17 protein-coding genes are annotated in these 19,938 nt (G+C 70.1%); 9 read left to right on the top strand and 8 right to left on the bottom strand.

Translation table 11 applies throughout. The features are described from left to right. Positions 1–110: 110 nt before the first annotated feature. The 4 genes from fxsT to SD460_RS13950 all read right to left on the bottom strand — a co-directional run bounded on the left by fxsT (position 111) and on the right by SD460_RS13950 (position 8,120). On the bottom strand, positions 111–4,574 hold the full coding sequence (gene fxsT, locus SD460_RS13965) for an FxSxx-COOH system tetratricopeptide repeat protein (protein WP_290049557.1): 4,464 nt from the start codon (positions 4,572–4,574) through the stop codon (positions 111–113). A 1-nt stretch (position 4,575) separates the two neighbouring features. Next, positions 4,576–5,637: an AAA family ATPase gene (locus tag SD460_RS13960; RefSeq protein WP_290049558.1), complete on the bottom strand. Its 1,062-nt coding sequence runs from the start codon at positions 5,635–5,637 to the stop codon at positions 4,576–4,578. Next, positions 5,615–7,111, bottom strand: a complete 1,497-nt coding sequence (locus SD460_RS13955; protein ID WP_290049559.1) for a VMAP-C domain-containing protein — start codon at positions 7,109–7,111, stop codon at positions 5,615–5,617. Before SD460_RS13955 ends, SD460_RS13960 begins: the two co-directional genes overlap by 23 nt. Before the next feature lie 94 nt (positions 7,112–7,205). After that, the gene (locus SD460_RS13950; protein WP_290049560.1) at positions 7,206–8,120 is read right to left on the bottom strand and encodes an effector-associated domain 2-containing protein; all 915 of its coding nucleotides are present in this window, start codon (positions 8,118–8,120) and stop codon (positions 7,206–7,208) included. A gap of 118 nt (positions 8,121–8,238) precedes the next feature. Between SD460_RS13950 and SD460_RS13945 the strand changes: the two genes are divergently transcribed. Continuing rightward, complete coding sequence (locus SD460_RS13945) at positions 8,239–9,447, top strand: low temperature requirement protein A (RefSeq protein ID WP_290049561.1); 1,209 nt, start codon at positions 8,239–8,241, stop codon at positions 9,445–9,447. Here the strand turns inward: SD460_RS13945 and SD460_RS13940 are convergent. Beyond that, a complete protein-coding gene (locus SD460_RS13940) occupies positions 9,439–10,263 on the bottom strand; it encodes a helix-turn-helix transcriptional regulator (RefSeq protein ID WP_318306220.1) in 825 nt (274 codons plus the stop codon). The two genes, SD460_RS13945 and SD460_RS13940, sit on opposite strands and share 9 nt — an antisense overlap. A 101-nt stretch (positions 10,264–10,364) precedes the next feature. Here SD460_RS13940 and SD460_RS13935 point away from each other — a divergent pair, with 101 nt between their 5' ends. The 5 genes from SD460_RS13935 (at position 10,365) to SD460_RS13915 (ending at position 14,936) form a co-directional block, all read left to right on the top strand. Beyond that, positions 10,365–11,153, top strand: a complete 789-nt coding sequence (locus SD460_RS13935) for an SDR family NAD(P)-dependent oxidoreductase (protein ID WP_290049564.1) — start codon at positions 10,365–10,367, stop codon at positions 11,151–11,153. 102 nt (positions 11,154–11,255) lie between these two features. Beyond that, the gene (locus SD460_RS13930) at positions 11,256–12,551 is read left to right on the top strand and encodes an acyl-CoA dehydrogenase family protein (protein ID WP_290049687.1); all 1,296 of its coding nucleotides are present in this window, start codon (positions 11,256–11,258) and stop codon (positions 12,549–12,551) included. A gap of 22 nt (positions 12,552–12,573) precedes the next feature. Then, entirely contained in the window at positions 12,574–13,779 is a 1,206-nt protein-coding gene (locus SD460_RS13925) for an acyl-CoA dehydrogenase family protein (RefSeq protein ID WP_318306219.1), read from the top strand. Between the two features lie 47 nt (positions 13,780–13,826). After that, positions 13,827–14,060, top strand: a complete 234-nt coding sequence (locus tag SD460_RS13920; RefSeq protein ID WP_290049568.1) for a hypothetical protein — start codon at positions 13,827–13,829, stop codon at positions 14,058–14,060. A gap of 3 nt (positions 14,061–14,063) precedes the next feature. After that, complete coding sequence (locus SD460_RS13915) at positions 14,064–14,936, top strand: peptidoglycan recognition protein family protein (RefSeq protein WP_318306218.1); 873 nt, start codon at positions 14,064–14,066, stop codon at positions 14,934–14,936. Here the strand turns inward: SD460_RS13915 and SD460_RS13910 are convergent. From SD460_RS13910 to SD460_RS13900, 3 genes are all read right to left on the bottom strand, one after another. Then, on the bottom strand, positions 14,925–15,992 hold the full coding sequence (locus SD460_RS13910) for an alpha/beta fold hydrolase (RefSeq protein WP_290049571.1): 1,068 nt from the start codon (positions 15,990–15,992) through the stop codon (positions 14,925–14,927). The two genes, SD460_RS13915 and SD460_RS13910, sit on opposite strands and share 12 nt — an antisense overlap. Positions 15,993–16,104: 112 nt before the next feature. Then, positions 16,105–16,950 (bottom strand): SDR family oxidoreductase, encoded by an 846-nt coding sequence (locus SD460_RS13905; RefSeq protein ID WP_290049572.1) that lies wholly within the window; start codon positions 16,948–16,950, stop codon positions 16,105–16,107. A gap of 59 nt (positions 16,951–17,009) precedes the next feature. Further along, positions 17,010–17,522, bottom strand: coding sequence for a GNAT family N-acetyltransferase (locus SD460_RS13900; protein ID WP_290049574.1), 513 nt, complete (start codon positions 17,520–17,522; stop codon positions 17,010–17,012). 159 nt (positions 17,523–17,681) lie between these two features. On the opposite strand from SD460_RS13900, the gene SD460_RS13895 reads away from it, so the two are divergent. Genes SD460_RS13895 through SD460_RS13885 form a run of 3 tightly spaced genes read left to right on the top strand, consistent with a single transcriptional unit; the run spans position 17,682 to position 19,909 of the window. Further along, positions 17,682–18,221: a YbaB/EbfC family nucleoid-associated protein gene (locus SD460_RS13895; RefSeq protein WP_318306217.1), complete on the top strand. Its 540-nt coding sequence runs from the start codon at positions 17,682–17,684 to the stop codon at positions 18,219–18,221. A gap of 15 nt (positions 18,222–18,236) precedes the next feature. Continuing rightward, positions 18,237–18,572, top strand: a complete 336-nt coding sequence (locus tag SD460_RS13890) for a hypothetical protein (protein WP_290049577.1) — start codon at positions 18,237–18,239, stop codon at positions 18,570–18,572. Beyond that, the gene (locus SD460_RS13885) at positions 18,569–19,909 is read left to right on the top strand and encodes a hypothetical protein (RefSeq protein WP_318306216.1); all 1,341 of its coding nucleotides are present in this window, start codon (positions 18,569–18,571) and stop codon (positions 19,907–19,909) included. Before SD460_RS13890 ends, SD460_RS13885 begins: the two co-directional genes overlap by 4 nt. The last annotated feature ends 29 nt before the right edge of the window (positions 19,910–19,938 follow it).

The raw sequence follows: 19,938 nt of genomic DNA, 5'->3' as shown, positions 1-19,938 counted from the left end.
GGAATTGTCAAGCGGTCGAGGGCAAGTCGGCCTTGTCGGCTGGGCCGACGGCGAGCCGCCGGCCGGATGGCGGTGACGACCGCCACCCGGCCTGGCCTGCTCGTCGCTCGCTACATCGGCATCGGGTCGATGTCGCAGTCCGCGCGCACTCCGCGCGAAGCCGAGACCGTGCCCGGGTGGTTTTCGCCCAGCACCATGCGGTAGCGGGTCAGCACGTCGTCGTACATCGGGTCCGCTTCAACGGTCTGGCCCAGCGAGCGCAGGTCCAGCGAGCGGTTGAGCTGCACGGCCAGCGTCGTCGGGTGGTCGTCGCCCAGGACTCGGCGGGACCGGTCGAGGAGGTCGGCGTCCAGCTCCGCCGCCTCGGCCACGCGGTCGAGTGCGAAAAGATCGCTCGCCACGTTGATCCCGCAGACGATCGTGTGCGGGTGGTCTTCGCCGAGGTTCTCGCGGAGCTGGGCCAATGACCGCTCGTTCGTCACGCGCGCGCTCGCGGGGTCGCCGCCGAGCCGCAGGGTAACGCCGAGGTCGAGGGCGGCCGACAGCGTGTGCGGGTGGCTTTCGCCGAGGTTTTCGCGGTAGAGGTCGAACACCTCTTCACCGAGTTCGCGGGCTTCGGCGAATTGCCGCGCGTGCCTCAGGTCGATGGAATGCCCGAGCGCGCACGCCATCGCGTTCGGGTGGCTGTCGCCGTAGCGGATGCGGAACCTGCGCAGTGCGTCGGTCGACAATTCGAGCGCGGTTTCGTGGTCACCGTCCTTGCGGCAGGCGACCGATTGATAATAACGGCGGCGGAGCGTGCCGACGCTGTCGCCGCCGTACAGCTGTTCGGCGCGTTCCGCGATGTGTTCCATTTCGATGCGCGCCCACGGGTAGTGCCCGAGTTCCCGGCGCGCCAGCACGTGCAGCACCTGGGTGCCGATCGTGCTGACGTTGTCGTAGCCGAAGATCTCGGCTCGGCGGGTGTACGTCTCGTCCGCGAGCTTGCGAGCTGCTTCGTACTCACCGGTCAGCAGCAATGCGACGATGAATTCGTGCGCGGAACCCAGCGTGATCGGGTCGTCGTCACCGAACAGGCCCCTGGCCTTTTCGTAGATTTCGCTGTTACGATTCCGCGCCTCCGCGAAATCGCCGCGCGCTTTCAAGATGAGCGCATAAGTTAGCTGCGCATTGAGGGTCTCTTCGCTTTCCGAGCCGAGCGCCTCGGTGTAGCGCCGCAGCGTCTCTTTCGCGACTTCGGCGGCCTCGTTGTACCGGCCCACCACCCAGTAGTAGAACGCGAGTCGTTCGGCTGCGCTGAGTTCCAGCAGTGGTGGGTCTTCCGCCGGTTCCTCGCCCCGGATCCGCCGTTGCTCGCGGTCTTCGGCCCACGCCTTCACCGCACGTTCCGCCAGTGTGAGCGCGCCCTGGTGGTCGCCCCAGTGGTAGAGGAACTTGAACAGGTTGATCACCAGCTGCCGCACCCACGGGTCGGTGCACTCGGTCAGCTCGGTGTCGTAGATGTGCGGGAGGATCTCCTGGTAGCGGGGCCAGGTCTGCGGGGACGCCGGGTCGTTCGGGTCGAGATTCGCGAGCAGCAGGTGCGCGCCGTGGCGCATTTCGAGGCGGTGCTGGTCGCTCATGCGGTTGCGCAGCACCAGCTGTACCAGGCGGTGCAGCAGGAGGGTGTCGCTGCGGTGGTCGATCTTCGCCAGGCCGTAGCGGTTGATGTCGCGGATCGCGCGGCCCAGGCGCATCGGGTCGCGCAGGGCCGAGTCGAGTTCGGGGGCCACCGACACCCCGCGCACGCCGGCGAAGACGCTCCGGGAAATCGGCTCCGGGGCGAAGAACGCGCAGACCTGCAGGAGCTGGTGGGCCGCCGGGCTGCGGGAGCTCAGCTCGTCGAACGACACGTTCCACGCGGCCGCGACCGAGACCTCGTAGTCGCTCGGGGCGGACGTGTCGAGGATTTCGGTGACCTTCTCGTCGAACAGCCGCAGGTACTCTTCGGCCGGCATGCCCGTCTCGGCGAGCCACGCGGCCGCCTGCTCGATGGCCAGCGGCAGGTCGCCGAGCTTGTCCGCGATCAGGTCGGAATCTTCGTCGGCGAGGCCGGAGCGGCGCAGGCCGAGCAGGTTCTTGCTCTCGTCGCGCTGGAAGACGGCGACCTCGAGCGGGCGCGCGATGCCGGCCCAGCCGGGGTTGCGCGAGGTGACCAGGATCTGGCCCGGGCCGTCGACCGGGAAGAACGGCCGGACCATTTCGGGGTCTTCGGCGGAGTCGAAGACCAGCAGCCAGCGCCGGTACGGGCGGCCGAGGCGCAGGGCTTCCCGCACGGCGGGCACGGCGGTGATGGCTTCGTCGGCACCCGGCAGCCGCAGGTGCTGGGCGAGTTCGGTGAGCGACTTCCGGATCTGCGTGGCCTGGGTGGCCTGGATCCACCAGACGATGTCGTAGTCCTGCAGGTGCCGGTAGATGTATTCGACCGCCATCTGCGTCTTGCCGATGCCGCCCATTCCGTGCAGTGCCGCAGGCAGGACGGCCGTCGTTCCCGCACCGAGGCGCTCGCCCAATTGATCGAGCAGTTCACGCCTTCCGGTGAAATTGGGGTTCTTGGGCGGAACCGTTCCCCAAACGGGTGGCGCGTCGTCACCGGAACGGCGTTCGCTCCGGGCTGTCGTGTCCGCGATCTCGCGGACGATCTTCGTCCGCACGGCGGTCGGCGCCTCGGTCGGCGACGCGGAAAACCCGCTGGTCCTGGTATCGGGATGGACGACGGATGCAGGTTCACTCGAGTATCTCTTGCTTTCGAGTTCCTGCGACATGGTCTCGCTCACCGCCGGGATACTAGTGTCCATAGTGGATCTACGTAAACCGCCACCTGGCTCCCCGATCCTACTCGCCAGCCGGTCGGCACGGGAAAGGTACGGACCCGACAGTGCACGCATCACGTCACGTTCGAGTGCTATCTCGGCCGCCGTCGCAGCGGCCGGTTCGGGATCCGGAGTGGCGTCCGGTTCCGCCAGTGCCGCGTGGAGGCGAGCGAGCACCGGACTGCGTTCGCCGAACCGCCGGGACGCGGTGATCACGGCGTGCGCGGTGTCCGACCGGCGCGCGCCGCGCAGCAGGATTTCCCTTACCTGGGCGGAAAAGTCCCAGGCGGTGCGATCCCACGGCGATCCGTCGCGAGCGCGTTTCAGCAGGCCTGAGGTGAACACCTCGGCGAGATGCCCCGGCCCGGACCCGGGCAGCAATTCGGCCTGCAGGGCCCGCGCGACCCTGACGTCCACCGGCACCGCCGCCAGCAGCGTGGCCAGGCGGAACGCGGGCGGCGAAGCCATGCTGTGAAAGTGTTTCACTTGTTCGGTCGCCGTGGCGGCAATCCGTTCCGGCGCGGGTTCGGCGGTCTCGGCGTCGGCCGGGCGCGGCGAATCCCGGGCCAGGACGACGGCGGCCGGACGGGGTTTGCCGCCGTCACCCGTCACGAGGCCCGCCCACCAGCGGAACCACCGCTCGGCGAGTTCCAGCACCGGAACGGCGACCGCGCCCTTGACCAGCGCGGCGGTTTCCGCGGCGTCGAGCAACGCGTCGGTGAGCCGCAGGTGGTAAGCGCCGTTCGCGCGCAGCGGCCCGGGACTGGTGAGTTCCGCGGCTTGCACGTCGACGCCGCCGCGTGCCCAGAGCCGTTGCGGCAGCAGGTGCACGAGCGCGACCGGCATCGCGCGCGCCCATTGCGCGAGCAGCGGCGAGACGAGGTCACGGCGCCAGGCGTCGCTCATGCCGTCGGTCAGCAGGAGCACGAGCCGACGTCCCGACGGGTCGATCAGCTCCCGCGGTCCGCGCGGCGGCGTCTCCGCCGTACCGCCGTGCAGGGTCGGGCCGAGCACCACGCCACCCTCGGCCTGGCCGGTCTTGCCGGTTTCGAGGAGCCTGAGCTGGATCGACCTGAAGGCGCCCAGCCGTTCCAGCAGGTTTACGAACGCCGTGACGGTCGGCGTCCAGAGCGCCATCGACGGCGCCGACTCGACGACGAGCGTGAGGTCGAGCCAGCGATCGCGGCGGCGGCGGGTGTGCGGCAGCCACACCCCCGTCGCGGCTGCTTCTTCCGCTGTCCGCTCTTCGTCGAGCTCGACGTCGCCCTCGCGGCGGGACGGGACCTTGCGTTTGAACGGCCGTAGCGCGCGGACCAGGCGGGCGGCGTCGGGCAGCACCGGAAGCGTCGCGGACGGTTCGCCTTCGGCGTCGGCGTCCGGCTCCGGGGCGGTCAGCGGGCTGCGCTGTGCGAGCAAGCCGCCGTCTCCGGCGGCTTGCTCGAGGTCCGGGCCGCGGTCCGGCGGCGGATCGGGCCGCGACGCTTCGACGGCGTAGGCGAAGGACGTTCCTTCCGGGTCCGGCGGCGGGTCGGCCCGCGGAGCCTGCCCGGCGGGCCGGCGGTCATCGGCGGTCTCGGCGTCGTCGCCGTGCGGGCGTTCGGGCCGGGGCGGTTCGGCGAGCGGACGGGTGCCCTGGATGGTGGCCATCAGCCACATCCCGTCGGCGAGCTCGCGCCACGTCAGGTCGTGGTCGCCCGTCGTCCCGTCCGGCCGTCCCCCCATGTCACGGCACCTGCGGATTCAGCTGGCGCCACAGGGAATCCACGAGGCGCGGCCACGAATCGTCATCCGGCCGGTACGCGCCGGACGTCGCGAGGAACACGGCGTCCAGCAGCTTGTCGGCCGGCAGCCCGCCCACGGCGGCGCTGCGCGTCACGAAGTCTTCGACCAGCGCGCTTTGCGTGCGGTGCGGGTCGAGCGCGTGTGCCGCCACCATCGCGGCGAGCTGGTCGTTGTCCGGTTCGCGGGTCTCCAGCCGCAGGCAGCGGCGCAGGAACGCCGGCGGGAAGTCCCGCTCGCCGTTGCTGGTGATGACGACGATCGGGAAGGCCGCGCACCGGACGCGGCCGTGCTCGACCACCGCGGTGTAACCCGGATCGGCGGTGAACACCTCCGCCTGCGCCGAGCGCCGGGCGTCCCTGGCCAGTTCGGGAACCAGGAACTCGCCGTCTTCGAACAAGCTCAGCAGGTCGTGCGGGAGATCGGATTCCGCCTTGTCGAGCTCGTCCACCAGCAGCACGCGCGGCAGCCTGCGGGGCAGGAAGGCGGTGCCCAGCTCGGCGAGCCGGACGAACTCGCCGACCGGCGGCTCTTCCGCTTCGGCGCCCGCGGCCAGTGTCTGCCGCGCGGCGGCGGCCTGCACGCGGCCGATGGCGTCGTAGTCGTACAGCCCCGACTTCAGCGTGGTGTGCGAAGTGATCGGCCAGCGCAGCACGCGGCCCAGGCGCAGCTCGCGCGAAATCCGGTAGGCCAGGCTCGACTTGCCGCTGCCAGGACGGCCGGTGACCAGCAGCGGGCGCCGCAAGTACAGCGCCGCGTTGACCATGTCGACTTCATGCCGGTTGACGTTCCTCGACGAATAACTGAGTTCGGTGCCGAGCTTGCGATCCGTTTCGCCGTCGTCCGGTGGGGTCACGTCCACTTCCGGCAGTGCCGCGGTCGGGAAGTCGCGCCACGGCGGCGGCGGGGGCAGGCGATCCGCCAGCCGGATGTCCTGCAGCGGACGGCCGGTCCCGCGGTAGATCCACCAATCGGGTGGGCTGTCAGGATGCTCGGTCACGCTCATCGGCGCCTCCCCCGACCCGCCGGACCATGCCGGTCTCGGCGAGGGGAAGCAGCCGGTTCGGGTCGTCCCATAGCACCACCAGATCGCGTACTACACCGTCGTCCGTCGACGACGGCGGATTTCGAAGTGCATCCAGCCGGGACTCCCTTGCCCGCGCGGGCAAATCCCCCAATCCGCCACTACTGCCGGCAAGCCAGGCTACCACTTCGCGCACGACTTCCGAAGGGGCCGTGGGATGCCAAACGATCACCGGCAGGCCCGCGCGCAATGCCGCCAATAGCTCGTCACCTTCGGAAATGGGGCTGACCGGCGGTGATTCACTGAGCACCACCACAACCCACTGTTCGTCGCTCAGTATCGCATCCAGCCGATAGTTGTCTTCGGCTACGCCTGCCGGGCAGAAATACACCCGTTCGATCGACGGATCGCGACTCAACGACTCCCACCGGCGCCGCCAAACGCGATGCCATTTACGGGAACTCATCCGTTCAAGTGAACGAATGACCGTCGGATACGCGAGGTACAACGGTTTGGGCACACCGGAACCGCGGTCGGCGGCCCACGAATGCACCGGCAGGTTCAACAACGCCCTGGGCAGCACGAACTCCAGTGTCACGTCCGCGCTCCCGCCCGACCAGGACTCTTCCGCCGCGACGACCAGAGCGTCGACACGTTCCTCGAGATCGTTTTCGCGGACCAGCGCGGTGTCCCCGCACGGCGGCGGCCATTCGCCGGGATCGTCCTGCCGCCAGTGGGACAGCTCGTACAGCCCGGGCTCGATCGCGTCCGGCCGGACCACGATCATCAAGTGCAGCCTGCCTTCCGGCGGCGGAGAACCGCCGATTTCTTCACGCAATTCCGACAACGCCTTGTCGAGGCGGAGCCGCCGGGCCTGCCCGGAACACCATTCCCGCAGTTGACCGGCGAGGGGTTCGTCGCATTCCCCGGCGATGAGTTCGACGAAGGTCAGCACAGGCGGCAACTCGCCGGGCGCGGCGTTGAAGTCCGCAAGCCCGGAGAACGCCGCGGCCGCGTCGGCGTACGAAGGCGGCGGGACGACGTACCGCGCGGCGCGGCGGACGGCCCCGCCGAGCCCGGGCGGGACGAACCCCTCGAGCCGACGGTGGAGCTTCTCCTGTTCGGCTTCCGGGACGACGTCGTGCATCCGCACGGACGAGACCAGCCGCCGCACTTCCGCGCATTCCTTCGTACCGGGCCGCAGGAATTCGAGGACCTCCGCCAGCACGGCGAGCCCGTTGTCCAGCCGGCCGCAGGCGGTGACGATTTCGACCAGCTGGTCCCGGGCCGCCAGCTGGTCCGAAAAGGTGAACGGGTGGTCGAGCGCGGTGCGCAGTTCACCCACCATCAACGCGCGGATCGCCTTGTCGTCGGCGAAGCCCGCCACCACGAGGACGTCCACGAGTGCTTTGCGGATCGCGATCCCGAGCTGGGGCATGCCTCGCCGCACGAACATCTGGTGAACCACCTCCCGCCCCCGCGGAGCGCCCCCGAAGATCGTGAGTTTACCCATTCACCCGGGCGGAAGAATGGCAAAAAGTGGACATCGTTCAGCCCACCGGCCGCCCCGCCCCCGCCGCCACCAGCGACGCCACCTTTTCCACCTGCGGCGATCCCGGGTCGAGCAGCCGGATGGCGGCGAGGAGATCGGCCATTCCGCCCGCGTACCGCTCGCACGTCCGGGCGAGCGCGATGACGTGCAGACGGTCCTCGGCGTGGTAAGGAACGGCGTCGGCGATTTCCCGCCGGGGGAACATTTCCAGCAACAACCGGCGGCTTTCCGCCTTGCGCACACAAGGCACCGCGAGCAACGCGTCGATCAACGCCGGGAATCCCTCGTGCTTCGGATCCCCCGGCGCCGAAACGGTCACCCCGTTCACCACGCCGAACACGCGCAGCCACGCCCAGGCGGCGTTCTCCTCCGGCTTCACCTTCACCGGGATGCGCCGGAACGCCTCCGGGTCGGCGGCCGCGTCTTCGCGGACCACGTCCTGGTACAGCAGGTCCGAAGTGATCAGCACGAGATCGGCCTTCGCCTCTTTCTGCGCCGCCTTCGCTTCCGGGGCGTCGAGGATGCGGAAGGTGAAGCTCGCCGCCTTGCTGACGCGTCCGTGGCTGCCCTCCGCCACTTCGCCCGCGTGGAGGGCCAGGCGGAGGCGGATCTGTGCTCCCTCCGCGTGCACGTGGTTGTGACGGCGCAGCTCGTCGCGCATGCGGGCGGGGAACTGGGCGACCAGGTCCGCCTTCGCGACGTCCGGTGGCAGCAGGAACATCGCGCCGTCGCCGGTGTTCTCCACGTAGCAGGCGTCCCACGGGATGCCCGTTTCGGCGAACGTCGTGCGCAGGATCCGCCACAGACCTCCGTGGACTTCTCGCAGGTGGGCCAGGGTGCGGCTCGGGTTGTTGTAGCCCGCGATGTCGACGGCCATGATCGTCCGGTGCAGCGCGGCCGCATAGGAATGCACGACCCACCTCCCCACGTCCCTCGCTGATTGTCCCAGACGCGTGCACGCTCGGCCATGTTCGCGCAGGGCGTTACCCGGAAACGCGACGCGGGCGGGAGCGCGCCGTCCATAATTCGGCGTGCCCACGAGACGCCTGCACCTGGTGAGCGCGGATGAGGACCACCGCGTTTCCACCATCGAGCTCTTCTTCGACCTGGTCTTCGTCTACGCCATCACCCAGACCACCCAGCTGATGGCCGACCACCTGAGCCCCCTCGGGGTCGGGCAGGGGCTGGCCATGCTCGCCGTCCTGTGGTGGTGCTGGTGCTCCTACGCCTGGCTCGGGACGACCATCCACGTCGACCACGGGATCGCGCGGCTCGCCATGTTCGGGGCGATGGCCGTGATGTTCCTCGTTTCGCTGACCATCCCCGAGGCTTTCGTCGACTTCCCCGGTGGGCTGTACGCGCCTCTGCTCTTCGTCGCTTGCTACGCGCTCGTGCGGCTGCTGCACCTCGTCGCCTACCTCGGCGCGGCGAAGCACGACCCCGGGTTGCGCAAGGTCCTGCTGAGGATGTTCGTCGGCCTGCTGCCGTCCGTCGGGCTGCTCGCCGTCGGCACCGCGCTGAGCGGGCTCTGGCAGCTGGGGCTGTGGGTCGCCGCGCTGCTGGCCGACTACCTCAACGTCTACCTCGCCGGGCCCGACGGGTGGCGGCTGAACGTGCCCGCGCACTTCGCCGAACGGTTCGGGCTGATCGTGATCATCGCGCTCGGCGAGTCGATCGTCGCGATCGGCATCGGGATCGGGTCGCTGCCGATGTCGTGGCTGGTCGCCGGCGCGGCCGTGTGCGGGCTGGCGCTCGCCGCGGGGATGTGGTGGACCTACTTCGACGTCGTCGCGCGCGTGTCCGAGCATCGGCTCACCCAGGCCACCGGCACCGAACGGACGAAACTCGCGACGGACTCCTACACGTTCCTGCACCTGCCGCTGATCGCCGGGATCGTGCTCGTCGCACTCGGCCTGAAGAAGGCTTTCCTCTACATCGCCGACACCGAGCACCACACGCCCGGCGAAGCACTGCACGGGGTGCCGATCTGGACGCTGACCGGCGGGCTCGGGCTCTACCTGATCGCGCTGAGCGCGCTGCGCCGGCGCAACCTGGGCAGCTGGAACCACCAGCGGCTGGTCGTCGGCGTGCTGCTGGTCGCGGCGACGCCGTTGCTGGAGCACGTGCCCGCCGCGGTGCTGCTGCTGATCGTCGCCGCGGTCGTGCTCGGGCTCATCGGCTTCGAGCGGCTGCGGTTCGCCGAGTGGCGGCGGCAGGTGCACGCCGAGCACTCACAGTAGCTCCGGGCCGACGACGGACAGCAGCTGCAGCTTCTCGGCGTCCTCCGTACCCGGCGTGGCGGTGAACACCAGCAACATCTGCGCGAGGTCGTCGGTGAAGAGCAGCTGGCAGTCGAGCCCGATCTCGCCGAGGGCCGGGTGCACCAGCGTCTTGCGGCGCTCGAACGGCACCGCGACTTCGTGCGCTTCCCACAGCCGCGCGAAGTCCGTGCTCTTCGCCGCGAGCAGCCGCGCGAGGTCGGCGGCGCGGGTGTCGGTCGCGCTGGCCGCGCGCAGGCCGGCGACCAGGAACCGGCCGTGGCGCGCACGGTCCGGAGGCGGGTAGAGCAGCTGCTCCGCGGGGTCGGTGAACCATCGATAACATGCGCTGCGCGCCGGCCCGGTGTGGCCGGTTTCGTCGCCGAGCAGCGCCCGGGCCTGCGGGTTCTGCACGAGCGTCTCGCCGAGGTTCGACATCACCTGCGCGGGCGTGTCGTGCAGCCGGTCGAGTACGCGCATCAACGCCGGGCTGACGTGGTCCGCGCGCGACACGCGGCTCGGCGCGGTGTGCCCGGCCAGCCGGAACAGGTGGTCGCGCTCGTCGAGCGTCAGGCGCAGGCCGCGCGCGATCGCGGCGAGCATCTGCTCCGACGGCCGCGGTCCGCGCTGCTGCTCCAGCCGCGTGTAGTAGTCGGTGGACATCCCGGTGAGCGTCGCGACCTCCTCGCGGCGCAGCCCGGACGTGCGGCGCCGCTGCCCGGGCGGCAGGCCGACGTCGTCCGGGCGCAGGGCCTCCCGGCGGCGGCGCAGGAAGTCGGCGAGGTCGGCGCGGTTCACGATCCCGATTATCGGCGCCCGGAACCCGCTTACCCAGGGATCGCCGATCCCCCGATCGGCGCGCTCTGCCGCGCACGCGCGAGCGCGGCGACGCTGAGCCCATGACCACTTACCTGATCACCGGCGCCAACGGCGGCCTCGGCGCCGTCGCCGCACGCGAACTCGCCGCCCGGGGCGACCGCGTCGTCCTCGCCGTCCGCGACCCCGCCCGCGTCACGCCGCCGCCGGGAGACACCGAAGTCCGGCGCCTCGACCTCGCCGACCTGGCGTCGGTACGGGAGTTCGCCGGCGGCTGGTCCGGCGAGCTCGACGTCCTGATCAACAACGCGGGCGTGATGGCCGTGCCGTACGCGCGGACCGCGGACGGCTTCGAGACGCACATGGCCGTCAACCACTTCGGCCCGTTCCTGCTGACGAACCTGCTGCTCCCGCACCTGACCGGCCGGGTCGTCACCGTCTCGTCCGGGCTGGCGCGGACGGGACGGGTCCGTCTCGACGACCTGAACTGGGAGCACCGCCGCTACTCCGCGCTCGGCGCCTACAGCCAGTCCAAGCTGGCGAACCTGCTGTTCACGCAGGAACTCCAGCGGCGGCTGTCCGGAAGCGCGGTCCGGGCCGTCGCCGCGCACCCCGGCGTCGCGCGGACCGGCCTCGACCGGCACTTCGGGGGCGGCCGCTCCCTGCTGATGAAGGCCGTCTACCCGCTGATCGCGCAGAAGAAGGCGGAGTACGGGGCGCTGCCGATCCTGTTCGCCGCGACCGAAGACGTCCCCGGCAACGCCTACGTCGGCCCGGGCGGCCGGAACGGCGAGCGGCCCAGGCTCGAACGGCGTACGGACCACGCCGGCGCGCGGGAGCTGTGGGAGATCTCCACTCGTCTTACATCGTAAGGTCAGCCCCGCACTGGCGCGGCGCGACATCCCGGGTTAACCTACTCGCGAGTAGGTAACGGGATGGAGGGCCACATGGCTGCGCCAAGGAAACGGGACGCGATGGGCTGGGGCCTTTCCGCGCTGACCCGGCTGGCCGGGAGCAAGGTCGTCGACCGCGCGGGGCTGCGCAAGCCCCTCGAGGACCTGGTCACCGCGGGGACCCGCAACGGCTTCCGCGTCGCCGGCGCGGCGACCCGGTCGTTCAAGTCGGTGCAGAAGCTGGGCAAGCCCGCCCGGCTCGCGCCGTCCGCGGACACGGGGCTGTTCGACCTCACGCCGAGTGAGGACCAGCAGCTCATCGTCGAGACGGTGACGGAGTTCGCCGCCGAGCAGCTGCGGCCGGCCGCCGCGGACGCCGACGCCAAGCTCGAGGCGCCCGAGGGCCTGCTGAGCCGGGCCGCCGAGCTGGGCATCAGCCTGGTCGGCATCCCCGAGGAGCTCGGGGGCGTCGGCACCGAACGCTCGGTCGTCACCAACGCGCTCGTCGCGGAAGCGCTCGCGCACGGCGACCTCGGCCTGGCCGTGGCCGTGCTCGCGCCGTCCGCGGTCAGCACCGCGCTGGTCAGCTGGGGCGACGAGCAGCAGCAGGCCGACTACCTGCCCGCGTTCGTCGGCGAGAACGTCCCCGCCGCGGCGCTGGCGCTGCAGGAGCAGAAAGCGCTCTACGACCCGTTCAAGCCCGCGACGAAGGCGCGTCGCACGCCGAAGGGCTACCAGCTCGACGGCGTGAAGTCGCTGGTCCCGCGCGCGGCGCAGGCGGAGCTGTTCATCGTGTCGGCCGACCTCGAAGGCCGCGGCCCCGCGCTGTTCCTCGTCGAGTCGTCCAACGCCGGGGTGACCATCGAGGCCGAGCCGGCGATGGGCCTGCGCGGCGCCGCGACCGGCAAGCTGCACCTGGAGCACGTCAACCTGCCGGCGGGCGCGCTGCTCGGCGGCGGCAAGCTCGACGTCTTCACCGACCTCGTCCGGCTTTCGCGGCTGGGCTGGGCGGCGCTGGCCGCCGGCACCGCGAAAGCCGTCCTCGACTACGTCGTCCCCTACGTCAACGAGCGGGTGGCGTTCGGCGAGCCGATCAGCCACCGGCAGGCCGTGGCGTTCTCGGTCGCCGACATCGCGATCGAGCTGGAGGGCCTACGCCTGGTGACGCTGCGCGCCGCGGCTCGCGCCGAGCAGGGCAAGCCGTACGCGCGGGAGGTCGCGCTGGCCCGGAAGCTGGCCACGGACAAGGGCATGCAGATCGGCAACGCGGGCGTGCAGCTGCTCGGCGGGCACGGCTTCGTCAAGGAGCACCCGGTCGAGCGCTGGTACCGCGACCTGCGGGCCATCGGCGTCATGGAAGGCGCCGTCCTTCTCTAGGCTTTCGCGAAAGGCGTTAACGATGATTAACCTAGAAGCTCCCAAGAAGGCCGGCGCGCTGATCAACCAGGCGTACCAGGCCGCGGCCGAGGTGTTCCGGCCGATCTCGCGCAAATACGACCGCGCAGAGCACACCTACCCGGCCGAGCTGGACATGTTCGCGGCGCTGCTCGACGGCCTGAACTCGTCGGGCGAGGGTGGCGCGGGCGCGGCGGGCGTCCGGCGCTCCGGCGCCGACGACAAGGCGAAGGGCAACCGCAACGGCGCCAACCTGAACGTGGTCCTCGGCACGATCGAGATGTGCTGGGGCGACGTCGGCCTGCTGCTGTCGATGCCCCGCCAGGGCCTCGGCAACGCGGCGATCGGCTCGGTCGCGACCGACGAGCAGCTGGAGCGCTTCTCCGGCATGTGGGCGGCGATGGCGATCACCGAGCCGTCCTTCGGTTCGGACTCGGCGGCGGTCAGCACGACGGCCCGCCTCGATGGTGACCACTACGTCCTCAACGGCGAGAAGATCTTCGTGACGTCGGGCGAGCGCGCGGACGCCGTGGTCGTCTGGGCGACGCTGGACAAGTCCAAGGGCCGCGCGGCGATCAAGTCGTTCGTGGTCGAGAAGGGCACCCCGGGCTTCGAGGTGGTGCGCGTCGAGCACAAACTCGGCATCCGCGCTTCCGACACGGCTGTGCTGCGCTTCGAAAACTGCCGCGTGCCGGCGGAGAACCTGCTGGGCTCGCCGGAAATCGACACGGCCAAGGGGTTCGCGGGCGTCATGCAGACGTTCGACAACACGCGCCCCCTGGTGGCGGCGATGGCGATCGGCGTGGCACGGGCGGCGCTGGAGGAGACGCGTCGCATCCTCACCGAAGCCGGCGTTTCGATCGACTACGACCGCCCAGCGAACTCGCAGCACGCGGCGGCGGCGGAATTCCTCCGCCTGGAAGCGGATTACGAGTCGGCTTATCTGCTGACGCTGGAATCCGCGTGGATGGCGGACAACCGCAAGCCGAACTCACTGCAGGCTTCGATGGCGAAGGCGAAGGCCGGGCGTTCGGTGGTGGAGATCGCGCTCAAGTGCGTCGAGCTGACCGGCGCTTACGGCGAAGAGTCTTTGCTCGAAAAGTGGGCTCGTGACGCCAAAATCCTCGACATCTTCGAGGGGACGCAGCAGATTCAGCAGTTGATCGTCGCGAGGCGGATCCTCGGGAAGTCCTCCGCCGAACTGAAGTAGGCCATCCACTGTCGGCCTCCGGTACCCTCGGGTGCCGGAGGCCGATCGTGACCGAACACATCGAGACCACGCTCCTCGCCGGTGCCGTCGTGCACGGGGCGGGTGATGCCAGCCCGATCAAGACACCGCAGGAATGGGACGCCGAAGGCTGGGACGCCGATCGGCAGGGGCCCAAAACCCTTGACGAAGCCCGGACCGCGCTCGCTGAACGGATCGCGGATCCCCACGCGCCCGACACCGAAGCGGAGTCGGGGGCCTACGACGACGTGCCGGAGGGCTGAGCCGTGTACGTTCCCTGGCTCGTCGATGCCGCTCGCAGCACCGGGTATCCCGTCGTCGAAGTGCCCGGGTGGCAGACCCGGGGGCACGGCGGCATGCGCGTCGTCGAAGGCGTCGTCGGGCACCACACCGCCACCGCCGATTCCGCGCCCGGGGACTACCCCTCGCTCGACATCGTCACCAACGGGCGCGCCGATCTCGCCGGGCCGTTGTGCAACCTCGGGCTCGGGCGCAGCGGGACGATCTACGTCGTCGCCGCCGGGTGTGCCTACCACGCCGGTGCGTCGCGGTGGCTCGGGTTCCTCGACGTCAACGACGAATTTCTCGGCATCGAAGCGGAATCCGCGGGGGCCGGGGGCTGGACGGAGGCGCAGCGGGACGCCTACCCGAAACTCGTCGCCGCGCTGTTGCGGTACATGTCGCGCGGGGTCGAGCGGTACGCCGGGCACAAGGACGTCTGCCTGCCGGTCGGCCGCAAAATCGACCCCGTCGGCATCGACACCGCGTGGCTGCGCGAGCGCGCCGCCAACCCCAGCGGCGCCGGGCCGCTCGGTGCGGACGTCGAAATCCTCGAACGCATCACCGTCACCCCGCCCGACAACGGCGAGCACACCGTGCGCGTCTTCCTGTCCGGCAGTGTGGGCGCGGCGATCGTCGTCCGGCCGCGGCTGAGCGGCGACGGCACCGCGAAACCCTTGTGGGTGCCCGACATCTTCGCGTGGGGCTCCGACCGGACGGGCATCGGCTTCAACCCGCGGCAGCTGCCGGGGTACGACCCGAGGCTGACGACACACCGGCGTTACCGCGTGCCCGGCGCGGTGTGGGCGGACGTCCGCTACAGCGCCGCCGAGCCGTTCGAGATCGACCTAGTCGGCTGACGGCGCGGCCTGGTCGTCGAGGAATTCGTCCAGGTAGCGCCACGTCGTGCCGCGGGCCTTGCGGCCGGTCAGGACGCCGAGGTGGCCGCCCGGTGCGGTCTTGAAGCGGACTTCCGGGGCGTGGTCGAGCAGTTCCACCACCCGCTCCACCGACGGCCGGGGTGCGATCGTGTCGTTCTCGCCCGCCACCACCAGGGTCGGCACGCGCACCGACGACAGCGAAATGATGCGCCCGTTCAGGTCCACCTTGCCCTCGGCCAGGTCGTTCGTGCGGAACAGCCGGTGGTACAGCTGGCCGAACGTGCGCCCCGGGTAGGCGTACATGTTGCTCATGAAGTGGTCGACCGCCTCGATCTGCGCGAGGTAGTCGCGGTCGTCGAGGTTCTTCAGGATCGCGATCGGCTTCGTGATCTCCTTGCTGATGCCCGTCGCGCGGAACACGCGGCTGACCAAATAGGACGGTGCGCCGCCGAACGCGCGGTAGATCGGGGTCAGCAGGTGGCCGTTCGTCAGGTCGACCAGCGGGCGGAACGGTGCCACGATCGGGATCGCCGTGAAGTCGACCGGCGAACCGATCGCCGTGATCGACGCGATCGGGAGGTCCGGCTGGTCCGCGTTCACCAGCAGCGAGAAGATCCCGCCGAGCGACCACGACACCAGGTGCACGGCCTGGCCGCCCGCGTCCTCGCTCACCTTCCGGATCGCGCGCGGCAGGACCTCGTCGATCCAGTGCTCGATGCCCAGGCGCCGGTCCGAAAACGCGACCATCCCGTAGTCGACGAGGTAGGCGTTGCGGCCGCCCTCGACCAAGTGCTCGATGAGGCTGCAGCCGCGGCGCAGGTCGAAGCAGATCGCCGGCGCGGCCAGCGGCGGCACCAGCAGGACCGGCGGCCCGGACACCGGGCGGCTGCTGTGCGTCATCCGGTACACCGAGCGGTTGGGACCCTGGTCGATCAGCACCCGCGGCATCGGGCGCAGGTCGGCGACCCCGCCGTGCAGCACCTTGCCGACGACGTTCGACGCCGCCGCGGCCAGTCGTGCGGGCGGTGAAACCATTTTCTCGAGCCTCCTGCGACGTCCCCGGGCACTTCCGGCCAATCTTGCCCGGTCAGGCCGGTGGACTCAACACCGCCCACGTCCAAATCGGACGGTCGCTAGGCCGTCCGAGTTACTCCGTACCGGCCCCGGGCGCGCTCTCGGCGGCGCGCGCCTCGTAGTCCGCGCGAGCCGGGGAATGGGCCGCTGAAGCCAAAAGCTGGTCCGCTTTCAACGCACGCGCCAGCGCTTCACCGGCCCGCCGCGGCAGCAGCCGGGTGAGCTTGCCCATACTGCCCACCGAGCGGGGCACGAAGACCTCGAACCGCGGCTTGCGCAGCGTGGCGACGATGGCGTCGGCCACGTCTTCCGGGCGCGACGACTTGAAGAACTTCGCTTCGCCGAGGCCGCTCGCGAGCTCGGTCCGGACGATCGCGGGCATCACGCACGAGATGTGCACGCCGGATCCGTGCAGCTCCAGGTGCACCGACTCGGACAACCCGACGACGGCGTGCTTGGTCGCGCAGTACGTCGCCGCGCCCGGAAAACCCGCTTTGCCGGCGAAGGAAGCGACGTTGACGATGTGCCCGGACCGCCTCGGTCGCATCCGCTTCACCGCTTCGCGGGTGCCGTGGATGACGGCGTGCAGGTTGATCTCCAGCTGACGCCGGGTCGTCGCGTCGCTCTCTTCCTCCAGGCGAGCGAGCGGCATGATGCCGGCGTTGTTGATCAGCACGTCGATGCGGCCGTGGCGGCGTTCGACCTCGTCGAGGAACTCGGTGAACCCGCGGATGTCGGTGACGTCGAGCGGGAGCGCCTCGGCGTCCAGCTCGCCGGCGGTCTTCTCGGCCCGGACCTGGTCCAGGTCGCCGATCACCACCTTCGCCCCCAGCCGGGCCAGCGCCGACGCGGTCGCCGCGCCGATCCCCTGCCCGCCGCCGGTGATGACGACGACCTTGCCCGCGAGCTCTTCGGCCATGGCGACTCCTTCGTCTGTTGGCACTGCGTCAACAGTGTCACCCCTGACTCGCGATCGCGCTACCCCACGCGTTGCTCGAGCACCTGACCGACCCAGTCGTCGACGTGGAACCGCACGGTCGGCTTGAAGCCCTGGCTCTCGTAGTACCGCTGCAGGTCGCCGTCGCCACCGGCCCAGCAGTCGACGCGCACGAGGTCGATGCGGCGCCGTCGTGCCTCGTCGAGCGCGTACTCGATCAGCCGCGCGCCGACGCGCTGCCCGGTGAAGCGCCGGGACGTGATCAGCAGCCGGACGTACAGTTCACGCTCGTCAACCGGCGGCACGTGCGGGTCGTGCTCTTCGGAAACGATCAGTGCGCCGGCGGGCTCGCCGCCGACCATCGCGATGCGCAGCCCGGGGTCGGCGGCCATGCCGGTGACGCGTTCGACGCGCTTCGGGACCCCGCTCCACGGCTCGGTGCCCCACTGCTTCGAACTGCCGCGCGCGACCAGCCATTCGACGGCCTCGTCGAAGAAGCCCAGCAGGGTGTCGACGTCCCCAGAGTCACCCGATCGGATGACGGTGTTGTCCATGCCCCTGTTTACCGCACGGCGGGTACGCGCGGGCCGACTTCGGCGATCCACACCGCGTTAAGCCGGTGGCTCGATTCGTGTCATCCGAGCTTCAAAGAGCGCTGATTGACTTTCTCCGTTCCCCACCTCTCCCGCGACGAGGACGAATTGACTCAGTCAGTGCCCCCGGGCGATCCGTTGGCCGCGTTCACCGTCGAACTCGAAGAAATCCGGGCAAAGGCCGCAAGCGCGCAGGAAGCGCTCCGATCCGCCACCGCCAGCGTGCAGTCGCCGGACGGCGCGGTCTCGGTGACCGTCGGTCCCAGCGGCGTGCTGCAGGACCTCCGGTTCGGCCCGCGTGCCTACGAACGGCCCCCGCAAGCCCTGTCCGGTCTGGTGCTGCAGCTGATCGGCAAGGCGCAGCAGAAGGTTTCGGCGCAGGTCGCCGACGCGTTCGGCGACATGGTGGGCGAGAACTCGGCCGCGCGCGAACTGCTGGACGAATTCCTGCCCGCCCCCGAACCGGACGAGGGGACGCCCCCGGACAAGAGCGACGTGTTCATGCCGGAGCAGGAAGCGGAGGACCGCACGCCGCGGCCCCCGCACCGCCCGGCGCCGAACCCGCCGCCACCGCCGCAAGGTCCGCCGCAGCAAGGTCCGCCACGGCGTCGTCCCCGGCCCGCGCCGGACGAGGACGACGGCGAAAGCAACCCCTGGTAGTACGGAGGAGAACCGGTGGTTACCGGAGAAGGATTCTCGGTCGACCCGGCCGAGCTGCAGAAGTTCAGTCAGTTCCTGTCCGGCACCACGCAGCCGGCGGTGCAGGACGCCGCGAACCGGATGCAGGCCGCCAACGGGTTCGACAACGCCGCGTTCGGCATCCTGCTCGCCCAGATCCTCGCGGTGCCTTCGCGCGTCACGATGGCCGTCATCACCGGGGAGATCGGCAAACTCGTCGGGGACATCGGCAAGTCCGCCGAGGACGTGAAGAAGGCCGCGGAGACGTACTCGACCCACGACTCGAACACGGCGCAGGGTTTGAGCACCTTCGAAACGGAGCTGGGCAAGTGACCGTCCCCATCACGTCCGCGAACTCGACCACGGGCGCCGGCGTCTTCGACAGCTGGAAGCAGGTCGGCGACTCGATCGGCAAGGTCCAGACCGAGCACGGCGGCGACCTCGCGGCCGTCAGCGTGGAACTGGGCATCAACGTCATCAGCGCCGTGCTCGACACCGTCGCCTTCGCCATGGACCCGCTCGCGAAGCTGATCGCGGCGGGCCTGGGCTGGCTGATCGAGCACGTCTCGTTCCTGAAGTGGCCGCTGGACCAGGTCGCGGGCAACCCTTCGGAAGTCACGAAGCTCGCCAACGAGCTGCACAAGATCGGCGAGGGCCTGCGCAACACCGGCACCGAGCTGGACGAGACCCTCAAGTCGACGATCACCCAGTGGCAGGGCAAGGGTTACGACAGCTTCCTCAAGTCGATCAACGACCGAAAGGGCTGGATCGACGCCAACGCCAAGGCGGCCGACGTCGCGGGCTACATGGTCGAGACCACCGGCGCGCTGATCGGCGCGGTCCGCTCGCTGCTGCGCGACATCATCACGACGATCCTCGGCGACATCATCTCCACGATGCTGATCGCGCTCGCACTCGCCATCCCGACGTTCGGCGCGTCGATCGCCGTCGGCGTGACCAAGTGCGTCGCGACGGTCTCGGTGCAGGTGGCGGCGATGATGGCGAAGCTCGCCAAGGTCGTCGCCTACGCCGGCCGCACGCTGGCGCGGCTCACCGGGCTGTCGAAGCTGGTCAAGGGGAAGCCGGGCTCCTCATCGAGCGCGGGCCACGAACTGACGCCGATGCCGCCGCCGGGCACCGCGATCACCCACGACCGTCCTGGCGGTGGCGCCACCCCGAGCACGCGGCCCCCGGGCGACGGCACGACCCCGAACTTCTCGCGGCCGCTGCCCCCACCGGGCACGGCGGTCACCCACGACAGTCCCGGCGGTGGCGCCACGCCGAGCACGCGGCCGCCCGGCGACGGCACCACGCCCAACTTCTCGCGGCCGCTGCCGAAGCCGCCGGAGCCGCCCAAGCCGACGCCGCCGAAGTCGCACCTGAGCGACCACGACATCTCGACCATCAAGAAGCACGAGGACTGGCTGAAGACCAAGTTCGGCGACAGCTACAAGAAGATGAAGTTCGTCGACGACTGGCTGAAGGCCAAGGCCCCGGACTACTACCCGATGCTGAAGGCGCTTTCCGACGCGAAGTCCTCGAAGAACTTCGTGGGCTGGGCGGGCAAGGACATCGTCCAGGTCGACCGCGGCCTGACCGACATCCAGATGCAGGCCGAAGCCGCGTGGGCCGAAGAGGACAAGAAGCAGCAGCAACAACAGCCGCAGTAGCGAAGAGGGGCGCCTCCCGCAGGAGGTGC

It is taken from the genome of Amycolatopsis solani, assembly GCF_033441515.1.
GTDB lineage: Bacteria > Actinomycetota > Actinomycetes > Mycobacteriales > Pseudonocardiaceae > Amycolatopsis > Amycolatopsis solani.
This window is presented reverse-complemented; position numbering and strand designations above follow the sequence as displayed.

Excerpts from the sequence above, each read along its gene's own strand:
- fxsT (WP_290049557.1), bottom strand. The coding sequence starts at position 4,574 with ATGGGGGGACGGCCGGACGGGACGACGGGCGACCACGACCTGACGTGG.
- SD460_RS13960 (WP_290049558.1), bottom strand. The coding sequence starts at position 5,637 with ATGAGCGTGACCGAGCATCCTGACAGCCCACCCGATTGGTGGATCTAC.
- SD460_RS13955 (WP_290049559.1), bottom strand. The coding sequence starts at position 7,111 with ATGTTCGTGCGGCGAGGCATGCCCCAGCTCGGGATCGCGATCCGCAAA.
- SD460_RS13935 (WP_290049564.1), top strand. The coding sequence starts at position 10,365 with ATGACCACTTACCTGATCACCGGCGCCAACGGCGGCCTCGGCGCCGTC.
- SD460_RS13930 (WP_290049687.1), top strand. The coding sequence starts at position 11,256 with ATGGGCTGGGGCCTTTCCGCGCTGACCCGGCTGGCCGGGAGCAAGGTC.
- SD460_RS13925 (WP_318306219.1), top strand. The coding sequence starts at position 12,574 with ATGATTAACCTAGAAGCTCCCAAGAAGGCCGGCGCGCTGATCAACCAG.
- SD460_RS13910 (WP_290049571.1), bottom strand. The coding sequence starts at position 15,992 with ATGGTTTCACCGCCCGCACGACTGGCCGCGGCGGCGTCGAACGTCGTC.
- SD460_RS13905 (WP_290049572.1), bottom strand. The coding sequence starts at position 16,950 with ATGGCCGAAGAGCTCGCGGGCAAGGTCGTCGTCATCACCGGCGGCGGG.
- SD460_RS13900 (WP_290049574.1), bottom strand. The coding sequence starts at position 17,522 with ATGGACAACACCGTCATCCGATCGGGTGACTCTGGGGACGTCGACACC.